Below are 3,262 nucleotides of genomic sequence, written 5' to 3'. Positions count from 1 at the left end.
GGCCCTCGCCTTCACGGCCGCGCCCAGCACGGCGCTCGTGCTGTTCATCGCCGCCCAGTATCTCGCCTACGCGGTGGTGTTCCTCATCATCACGCTGGCCGCCGACTGGCCACGGCCGCTCCTCCAGCTCCCGCAGTGGATCCTGCTGCTACCGGTCGCAGTCCTCGCCCTCATCGGCACCGGGTGAACCGACACCGCATCAACTGGCCCTGACAAAGCCTCTGGACGTGGCGGTGAGTAATCAGGCAGACGGCAAGGCCGAGGAAGGCTTCGTGGATGTCGTCGCGTCGTTCCCAGCGGATGCGCAGGCGGCGGAAGCCGTGCAGCCAGGAGATGGTGCGTTCCACGACCCAGCGGAAGGTGCCCAGGCCGGTGCCGTGGGGCTGGCCGCGTTCGGCGATCGCCGGGCGAATGCCTTCGTTCGCGAAGGAGCCGGCGGTACTTGTCGTGGTCGTAGCCGCGGCCAGCGAAGAGGATGTCCGGGCGGCGTCGGGGTCGTCCGACCACCCCGGCAGCAGCCGGGATTTTGTCGAGCAAGGGCAGGAGTTGGGTGACGTCGTTGCGTTTTCCGCCGGTCAGCGACACCGCGAGCGGGATGCCCTGGCCGTCGGTGATGATGTGGTGCTTGCTGCCCGGACGTGCGCGGTCGACCGGGCTGGGGCCGCTTTTGGGCGTCCGACACGATCCACGGCCGCGACAGACACTTCCCCACGAGCCGACCAACGAGCAGACAAGCCGACGGTCACTCGATCGACAACCTCTGTTAGGACCTCTAAGGGTGGCCGACCAGGGCGGTGATGGGCTTGCGGGCCGTCTTGTGGCTAACTACGGCGGTCGGGCGCCCGCAACCAGCGTGCCGAGGGCCGTGCGCTGGTGGGTGACCGAGCGGCCTGTGCGGGTCGTCGTCGCCATGCCTGCCGATCTGAGTGCCGCCGCGTGGGACGAGGCCGTCGCGTTGCTGACGTGGAGGGCGCGGGCCAGGGATGTCGTGGTGTGAGGCTCGGCGAGGAGGCGCAGGGCGTCCAGCCGGGTGCGGCCCAGGACGGCGGCCAGGGTCTCGGCGGGGACGACCGGGCGCCCCGCAGTGGGCGGGAGCCCGGGACCGGCTGGGTATGTCAGGACTGCGGGATGGCCCGGGGTGTTCTGAAGAAGTGGGCCCGCCGGGTGGTGGAAGGTGGGCAGCAGAACCAGGCCGCGCCCGTCGAGGCAAAGGTCGCGGTCCGGCGCTGCGCCGGGCCATTCCCACACGCCTTCATGGAGCTGGCTGCCCGGGGCCAGGCCGGTCAGTGTGGCGGCCACTCCGTGTTCGGCGACGGTCAGGGCGTAGCGGGTGAACTCCTCACGATGCAGATCCTGTACGACGGACCAGACCGGGGCGAGGACCGTCTCGTACGCGGCCTGCTGGGCACGGTGCAGGGTGCGCCAGGCCGTCTCGTCGCCCGCGGGCAGGCCGCGGATCCAGCGAGGGGCGGGCACCGCCCCGTAGACCCGCTCCAGCTCGGAGCGGACGAGACCGGGGCTGGTGGCGCGGATCTGTTCGAAGCCGTCGGCCACGGTGTCGCCGAGGACGTCGAGGAAGGAGGGCGGGCGGCCCGCCGGAACCAGGTCGGCGAGCGGATCAGTTGCGGCCGGGAGGGAGCGCAGGACACGGCCGCGCCACGGCGCGAACAGCGGCCCGCCACTCCGGGTCACGGCTGTCGTCAGGGCGGCGTGCAGCTCCTGGAGCGGCGCCGGGCGGGGTGCGAAGCGGATCCGGGCGAAGTCCTGCGCGGTGAATTGGATTCGCAGCACCCTCACAACTCCTCGTCCGGGGCCAGCCTTTCGGCCAGGGCCTGAACCTTCGCATCGTGACGGCCCCCGCCCCAACGATGTTCGTATGACTTCTCGACGCACTCTTCTGAAAGGCACCCTATTCGGGAGTGCCGCCGCCCTGCTGCCCACGGCTGCGTCCGCCTCCGGTAGCGGCTCGATCCTCCGGCTGCCCGCGCCCGCCGGCCCGTACCCCGTAGGCATGCAGACGGTCTATCTGACGGACCCGGCCCGTACCGACCCGTGGGTGGGCGGCGTGCGGGAGTTGATGCTGACCGTCCTGTACCCGGCTCGATCGGTACGCGACTTCTCCCGGGCCCCGCAGCTCACCCCGGAGGAGGCAGGGGTGTTCGCCGAGTACGCACCGCACGTTCATCCGGGACTGCCGGAGCCGGGAGCGGTGGACTGGGGCGCGGTCCTCACCCACGGGTACGTGGGCGCGCCGCCGCTGCCCGGGCGGCGGCCGGTACTGGTGTACTCACCCGGCGGCGGTGATTCCCGCACGCTCGGCACAACCCTCGCCGAGGACCTGGCGAGCCACGGCCGAGTGGTCGTACTCGTCGACCACCCCGGTGACGCTTCCCAGGTGGAGCTGCCGACCGGGATGCGAACGACCGTCCTGTTCGGACCGCCGGACCCGGCGACCTTCCGCACGATGGTGGACACCCGGATCGCGGACCTCCGCCTGGTCCTGGACCGGCTTGGCGACCTGCCGCTCGCACCGGTCATGGACTCCTGCCGGATCGGGTTGTACGGGCACTCCGCAGGCGGCACGGCGGCGGTGTACGCAGCCCCCCACGACCGCCGGGTCGGCGCGGTGGCGAACCTGGAGGGTTATCTCGACCTGTACCCGACGCCGGTCGAAGTCGGCTGGCCGCTGCTGCTGTTTCGCACCGACGGATTCGAGGGCGCCGCCCGTATCGAGTCCTCCTGGGCGAGCCTTCCCGGCCGCCGCCTGCTGCTTGCCGACGCGAACCACGGGGCGTTTACCGACTACGGCTCGCTCGTCGCGCGGCTCCAGACCGCCGGTCTTGTGACAGCGACAGCGCGGGCTGCGCTCATCGGCACCGGCGTCCCGGTTGTGACACTCGCTGAGGTACGGCGCCAGGTGGGGTCCTTCTTCGCCCGCCATCTGTTGTAGCGGAACCATGAGAGGGCGGCAGTGGCCCTCTGCGCCCGCACAACAGGGCGTCGGTCGTCTGTCGTCAAACGATCGTTTGACGACAGGCACGGCACACGTCCAAGGAACCCGTTACCCTGCGCGTCACCGCCGTCCCGGCCCCGCGGGGGATGCGCTGCTCACCGCCTACCCGGTCGGCAGCCTCGCCCAGCTCGAGGCGCACGCCGGCAACGGCGTCGAAGCCCTCAACCTGGCCGGCCGCGCCCGCCGTGCGCTGCGCGGCCGCAGCCCGGCCGTCGCCGACGCCTGGCTGTCCAGCATCGAAGCGCTCGG

At 71.4% G+C, this 3,262-nt stretch carries 2 protein-coding genes and 3 pseudogenes; 3 read left to right on the top strand and 2 right to left on the bottom strand.

Annotated elements, in window-relative coordinates; translation table 11 throughout:
• A pseudogene (locus VE614_RS24145) lies at positions 1-187 on the top strand (hypothetical protein); the annotation flags it as partial.
• On the opposite strand, the pseudogene VE614_RS24140 reads toward VE614_RS24145, so the two are convergent.
• Together VE614_RS24140 and VE614_RS24135 are read right to left on the bottom strand one after the other, a co-directional pair.
• Positions 171-669 (bottom strand): annotated as a pseudogene (locus VE614_RS24140) (IS5 family transposase); the annotation flags it as partial. The pseudogenes VE614_RS24145 and VE614_RS24140 sit on opposite strands and share 17 nt — an antisense overlap.
• Positions 670-825: 156 nt before the next feature.
• Entirely contained in the window at positions 826-1,791 is a 966-nt protein-coding gene (locus tag VE614_RS24135) for a winged helix-turn-helix domain-containing protein (protein WP_324940936.1), read from the bottom strand.
• Between the two features lie 220 nt (positions 1,792-2,011).
• On the opposite strand from VE614_RS24135, the gene VE614_RS24130 reads away from it, so the two are divergent.
• Together VE614_RS24130 and VE614_RS24125 are read left to right on the top strand one after the other, a co-directional pair.
• Positions 2,012-2,950 (top strand): acetylhydrolase, encoded by a 939-nt coding sequence (locus tag VE614_RS24130; RefSeq protein ID WP_324940933.1) that lies wholly within the window; start codon positions 2,012-2,014, stop codon positions 2,948-2,950.
• A 76-nt stretch (positions 2,951-3,026) separates the two neighbouring features.
• Positions 3,027-3,262 (top strand): annotated as a pseudogene (locus VE614_RS24125) (hypothetical protein); the annotation flags it as partial.

The organism is Streptomyces sp. (genome assembly GCF_035645055.1).
Classification (GTDB): Bacteria; Actinomycetota; Actinomycetes; order Streptomycetales; family Streptomycetaceae; genus Streptomyces.
Note: the sequence above shows the minus strand (reverse complement) of the source record. Positions and strands in the feature narration are given on the sequence as shown.